At 51.4% G+C, this 5,694-nt stretch carries 8 protein-coding genes; 2 read left to right on the forward strand and 6 right to left on the reverse strand.

Annotated elements, in window-relative coordinates:
* On the forward strand, window positions 1-431 hold a 431-nt coding region (locus tag DEF47_RS18000; RefSeq protein ID WP_502697256.1), incomplete at its 5' end, for a lamin tail domain-containing protein.
* A gap of 54 nt (window positions 432-485) precedes the next feature.
* On the opposite strand, the gene acpS is transcribed toward DEF47_RS18000, so the two are convergent.
* From acpS to DEF47_RS18025, 5 genes are all read right to left on the reverse strand, one after another.
* A complete protein-coding gene (gene acpS, locus DEF47_RS18005) occupies window positions 486-869 on the reverse strand; it encodes a holo-ACP synthase (RefSeq protein ID WP_012188867.1) in 384 nt (127 codons plus the stop codon).
* A gap of 81 nt (window positions 870-950) precedes the next feature.
* On the reverse strand, window positions 951-1,505 hold the full coding sequence (gene dcd / locus DEF47_RS18010) for a dCTP deaminase (protein WP_012188868.1): 555 nt from the start codon (window positions 1,503-1,505) through the stop codon (window positions 951-953).
* Between the two features lie 9 nt (window positions 1,506-1,514).
* Window positions 1,515-2,546 carry a response regulator gene (locus tag DEF47_RS18015; RefSeq protein WP_012188869.1) on the reverse strand — a complete coding sequence of 344 codons (1,032 nt, stop codon included), beginning with the start codon at window positions 2,544-2,546 and terminating at the stop codon, window positions 1,515-1,517.
* Between the two features lie 77 nt (window positions 2,547-2,623).
* A complete protein-coding gene (locus DEF47_RS18020) occupies window positions 2,624-3,478 on the reverse strand; it encodes an STAS domain-containing protein (RefSeq protein WP_012188870.1) in 855 nt (284 codons plus the stop codon).
* A gap of 9 nt (window positions 3,479-3,487) precedes the next feature.
* Complete coding sequence (locus tag DEF47_RS18025) at window positions 3,488-4,348, reverse strand: STAS domain-containing protein (RefSeq protein ID WP_012188871.1); 861 nt, start codon at window positions 4,346-4,348, stop codon at window positions 3,488-3,490.
* 51 nt (window positions 4,349-4,399) lie between these two features.
* Between DEF47_RS18025 and DEF47_RS18030 the strand changes: the two genes are divergently transcribed.
* Window positions 4,400-5,158: a class I SAM-dependent methyltransferase gene (locus tag DEF47_RS18030; protein ID WP_012188872.1), complete on the forward strand. Its 759-nt coding sequence runs from the start codon at window positions 4,400-4,402 to the stop codon at window positions 5,156-5,158.
* A 379-nt stretch (window positions 5,159-5,537) separates the two neighbouring features.
* Here the strand turns inward: DEF47_RS18030 and DEF47_RS18035 are convergent.
* On the reverse strand, window positions 5,538-5,694 hold a 157-nt coding region (locus DEF47_RS18035; protein WP_353845092.1), incomplete at its 5' end, for an FAD-dependent oxidoreductase.

Here is a 5,694-nt window from a genome sequence, read left to right on the forward strand (position 1 = left end):
AGGTGTTGTTGGGCTTGTTGGGCAAAGAAGTCTATACCAATCGCGGCAATCCAATTCTGCCTGTACCAACCCCAACTCCCGCCCCAATTGTCACACCCACGCCTGCACCACCACCACCATCGTTCAACGATTGCCAAGCTGATCCAACCGTCGCCAGCAATTTTCCAGTGAGAATTGTCAGCGTCGATAAACGCGCCGAAACTGTTATGATTCAAAATGTGAGCAATGCTCCAGTGGCGATTGATGGCTGGAAAATCTGTAGTATTCGTGGTAATCAGTTGCATGCAACCCTTGGTGGTAGCCTTGCTGCTGGCGAAACGCGTACGATTAATTCAACCGCAGGTGCGCCAATTTGGAGCAATACTGAAAAAGATGATGCGACCTTGTATGATGGCCAAGGCCGCTTAATTTCGTTCTTGGAAGATCGTTAGTTTAAACAACAAAAGGGCGATAGGATTCACACTATCGCCCAAAACACGCTTGATCTAGCCCATACCCACCACAAACGCGATTGCTTGATCGCCGCTATGCGAAAGGCTGACTGACCAATGGCGAATGCCTAGTTCGTTGGCTCGTTGTTGGGCTGCGCCGTGGAGCCGCAACAGTGGCTTGCCTTGGGTGTCGTTAGCAACTTCGATTTCACGCCAGGCGACGGCACATGCGGGGTGGCCAATGCCTTTGAGGCCAACACCGAGGGCTTTCGCGGCGGCTTCCTTGGCCGCCCAACGTGCCGCTAACGACTGAGCACTATCACGACAGCGCAACCATTCTGCTTCGGTCCAAACCCGACGGGCAAACCGTTGGCCCCAACGTGATACTGCTTGATTGATCCGGTCGATCTCGATTAAATCAACACCTGTTACCAGCATAAAGTATTCACTTCCTCGCTACCACGAACATGGTGGTTGTTTGTATTGTATGCTGATTTATTAAAATGGCCAAATTAATGATTAAATTCGTGGCAAAGTCACGCCAGTTTGGCCTTGATATTTGCCCGAACGATCGTCATAGGCCACGTCTGGCAACTCATCGCCCTCGAAAAACAGCACTTGGGCAATGCCTTCGTTGGCGTAGATTTTGGCAGGCAATGGCGTTGTATTGCTAATTTCGATTGTCACATAGCCTTCCCAACCTGGCTCGAAGGGCGTTACATTCGCGATCAGACCACATCTTGCATAGGTCGATTTGCCAACACAAACACAGAGCACATTGCGCGGAATGCGGAAGTATTCGATCGTGCGGCAGAGTACAAACGAGTTTGGTGGAATGATACAAACGTCAGCTTTGACATCGACAAACGAGCGTGGGTCGAAGTTTTTGGGGTCGATAATCGCCGAATTGACATTGGTGAAAATTTTAAATTCATCAGCAATTCGAATATCGTAGCCATAGGACGATAAGCCATATGAAACGACTCCACCGCGCACTTGACCATCAACAAATGGCTCGATCATGCCATGCTCTTGGGCCATGCGCTTAATCCAGCGATCAGCTTTAATTGACATACAAACTCCTTATGGTGTCGCCGTGGGCGCATTCGGATCAAGGGTTGGGCTTGGTTCGGGTGTTAATGTTGGCGTAGGGCTAGGCGTAGCGGTCGGCGTTAATGTTGGTGTAGGGCTAGGCGTAGCGGTTGGGGTTGGCGTAAGCGTCGGGGTTGCAGTTGGGTCGCTGAACATCGCCCGTACATTGGTTGTGACGTTACGGGTTTCTTCAGGGAAGATCAAGGCAATCGCGCCAGAGGCTAGCCCACAGGTTAGCAATGCAACCAAACTCAACACCAACGGCCACGAAACGCGCCGTCGATAGCGCACCGGCTGGCCGCCCAAATTGCGCAGGGTTTCAACATCGCTATGGTGCAAACGTCGGAACTCGGCCAACGCCTGATCGGGATCTTCGCTTAAAAATTGGGCATAGCGTTGCACAATCTCTTCGGCGGCAGTGCCACGCGGTAGCAAGGCATATTTCTCTTCTTCGATCGCCTGAATATAATACATTTGGATTTTGGTATCCAAATTGGCTTGAACCAGCGAGATATTGCGCAGTTTGCGGGCTTGGCGCAGGCGTTGCCCAAGCGGAATATTCAGGGTTGGCGCTTCAGCCTCAACCGCTGGTGCAGCCATAGGAGTTTCGATGACTGGCTCGGCTAGCTTGGGTGTGCGCGTATCGGCGCGTTGCAAGGCGGGTGGTGGCGCTTGGCGTAAGCGAATCGCAATCCGCGCCAGCAATTCTTCGGTGCGGTAGGGCTTGGTGATATAATCGGTCGCGCCAGCCCGCAGGCCACGGGCAATATCCTCGGCGCTGCTGCGATGCGACATCACCATGACCCGCAGGCCTAAACTCACCAATTCATCGAGCAAGGCCCAGCCTTGTTCGCGGCCCAGTTCAAGATCGAGCAAAATGAGATCGGGCTGTTGGGTACGGGCAACCTCGCGAGCGCTGGTTTCAGTCCATTCGCGCATCACCCGATAACTGGCCATCTCTAAAGTACGAGCGAGCGTGGCCGAAAACGCCCGATCCTCATCAAGCAACAGAATGAAGCTCAAAACCAGAATTCCTATCCACAAAGGCTACGCTAGGGCGTAACCAACTTGACCATGCCTAATGCAGCGATTATAGCACGTTAGATCGACTCGATCGTCAAGTTTTGGCGTTCGAGCGCGGCCATTAAGCCGCTTTGCAAATCGGCGCGAGTGGCGATTGTATCCAAGCGAATGCCCAATTGCACGATGGTTTGGGCGATTTCGTTGCTAATGCCGACTACAATTGTTTCAGTGCCAAGCAATTTAAGCGCATTGATAGCCTGCAAAATGTAGTTTGCCACCGCCGTATCCACCACCGGCACGCCGGTTAAATCCAAGATCACGGTATCGGCGTTGCTGCGCGAGCTGGCCTGCAACAAGGCGGTAATAATTTGGTCGGCTTGCATTGGGTCGATGCCACCAACCAAGGGCAATACTAAAATTCCTGGCAGAATTGGCACAACTGGCACAGCACGGGCGGCAATTTCGGCTTTGAGCAACGAATCTTGTTGGCTCATGCGATCAATTTCATCACGCCGAGCGCTAATTTGGGCTTCTAACTCGAGCGATTCGCTGACATCGTGGAAATAGCCCACGACATATTCTGGTGGCGTGGCATCGCCCACAGGCTTGAGCAAAAAGCGTGCGGCTAAATGGCGGTTGCTCGGCTGGCCATGGGCATCAACAATCACATAATCTAAAATTGGCAAGAAAACTTCTTCGCCAGCAAATGCCCGTTTCAAATCTGCTTGCAGTTCAGGGGTCGCCAAGGAAGGATCATCAAATAAATTGTAATGTTCTTGGAGTTCCAACATTTCGGCTGGGCTGAGATTGAAAATTCGGCGCAAGGCAGTATTGGTATAAATGACCTTGCCTGTTTGATCGTAAATGGCTGAACCGATTGACATAACCGACCAAGCGCTGCTGCGAATGAGTGTATTTAAGCTAGAAGCCATGGGCGCACCTCACGAACGAGCACGAATAATTTGGCCTTGGCGACGAAGGGCGGTCTGCAAGCCACTTTGTAAATCGGCGCGAGTGGTAATATCTTCCAGCCGCAGGCCCAATTGCACCAAGGTTTGGGCAATTTCGGGGCTGATGCCAACCACAATGGTGTCGGTGCCAAGCAATTTGAGCGCTTTGATGGCTTGCAGCAGATAATTGGCTACAGCCGTATCGACCACCGGAATGCCCGTAACATCGAGCAACAGCGTATCGGCGCTATGCTCTGAGGCGGCTTCGAGCAAACAATTCAAGACATATTCGGCGCGGCGTGAATCGATCGCGCCAACCAAGGGCAACACCAAAATGCCGGGCAACACTGGCACAACCGGAGCTGAACGAGCTTCGATTTCGGCTCGTAGCGCTTCTTGTTGTTGTTCGGCCTGTTGAATTTCGTGCTTGCGGCTATCGAGTTCGCGGCGCAGGGTTACTTGGGGCGTGATATCGGTAAAAAATGCCACAATATACTCGCCAGTTTTGGCTTCGACCCGTAGCGGAGCCAGATTGAGTCGCGCCACAATATGTTTGCCAGAAGGCCGCGCCTGCACATTTAGCAACTCATAATCCAACTCGCCGATGCGGGTTTTTTTGCCCTCAAAAGCTGAGGCAATGGCACTTTTGGTTAGCGGCGCTTGGAGTGAAGGGTCTCGATGCAGATTATAATGTTGTTGAGCTAGGGCAGCCTCTTCCGGCTGATATTGCAATAACTCCATTCCGGCGCGGTTGAGCAATTCGGCGCGGCCATTGCGATGATAAATCAGCGAGGCAATCGGGGCGTGAACCCAGCCATGGCTCATCTGTTGGATAAGTGTTTCTGGCAACATATGCGACCCTCAATCACTGGCATTGTTTGTAGATTATAAGCGAGGTTGGCAATGGATGAACAGCGAATGTGGTGGGAAGAATTGTTTCAAATTCACGAGTTTGCAACCTATTCCGACGTTGCCGAAAGCCTCACCAACAATGAAGTTGATTTTCTGGAAATGATTTTGAATTTAACCCCCGATATGCGAGTTTTGGATTTGGCGTGTGGCAATGGGCGGCATTTGCTGGGCTTGGCGCGGCGTGGCTATCACGTTGATGGGGTTGAATTAGCAACGCCGTTGGTTAATCAGCTTAGCGCCCAAATCACTGCTGAGCAATTGCCTGCCCGGGTGATTGCTGGTGATATGCGAAAACTTGATGATTTGGGCATGTACGATGTGGTGCTGATTATGAATAGCTCGTTGGGCTTTTTCAGCGATTTTGAGCATCAGCAATTGCTGAATGATTTGGCTGATCACCTTGTGCCGCAGGGACGGCTGGTATTGCAATGTATTAATCCCTATCAAATTAGTAGTTATATGCAGCACTATCGGCGTGGTTGGCATCAAGTTGGGCCGGGCTATGTGCTGCGCGAATCGCATTTTAGCCCAACCACAGGCACGATCGAAACTGCCTATCGCTATATCGAGCCAAATGGCGGCGAGGCTGTGCACCCGGGCGAGCGCATTCGTTTGTATACCTTCCCCGAATGGCAGCAACAGGTGCAACGGGCTGGGTTGCGCTTGCAAGCAGTGTTTGGCGATGCGGTCTTGCCAATCGTACCATTCGATGAAACCAGCCAATGGCAAATTTTGATGGCGATGAAGTAAGGGCTTGCCTACAAGGATAGGTATTTACGCGTGTGAACGACAAATGGCATAGAATTCGCGAATACTGGATGTATCAGCGCCCACCCATACAAGGAATTCTATGCTGTTGAATCCGATTCCGAGGATTTTGGTTATTTGAAGCTACCACAACAAAACGGTGATTTACCTTGCAACGGAACGTGTCAATATCGCTTTTTACGGACTGCATGGTTTGAGAAGGTTGTGTCGTAAGTGAAATATTAATACCTATCTAATGTCTATAATCCACATTCTCTGGTATACTGAAGTCAAACCTTCTCCTCTCTCTTCTCTCCCACAAGCGACCCCCAGCGGGTCGTTTGTGGTTTTAGGCTGTGAACGTGAATCATTGGGGTTCAATCTATGCCTGCATCACCTCATCAGCAGCACGCAATCCACTGAGGTAGGCTCCATGAACGGTTGAGGGATAGGTGCGTTCTGTTGCTTCTCCCGCGAAGAACAATCGTCCAGCAATCGGTTGGGCAAGGTCATCACGCAGGGCATCGGTTGCGCCAACG

This window comes from Herpetosiphon sp. (assembly GCF_003512625.1).
Classification (GTDB): Bacteria; Chloroflexota; Chloroflexia; order Chloroflexales; family Herpetosiphonaceae; genus Herpetosiphon; species Herpetosiphon aurantiacus.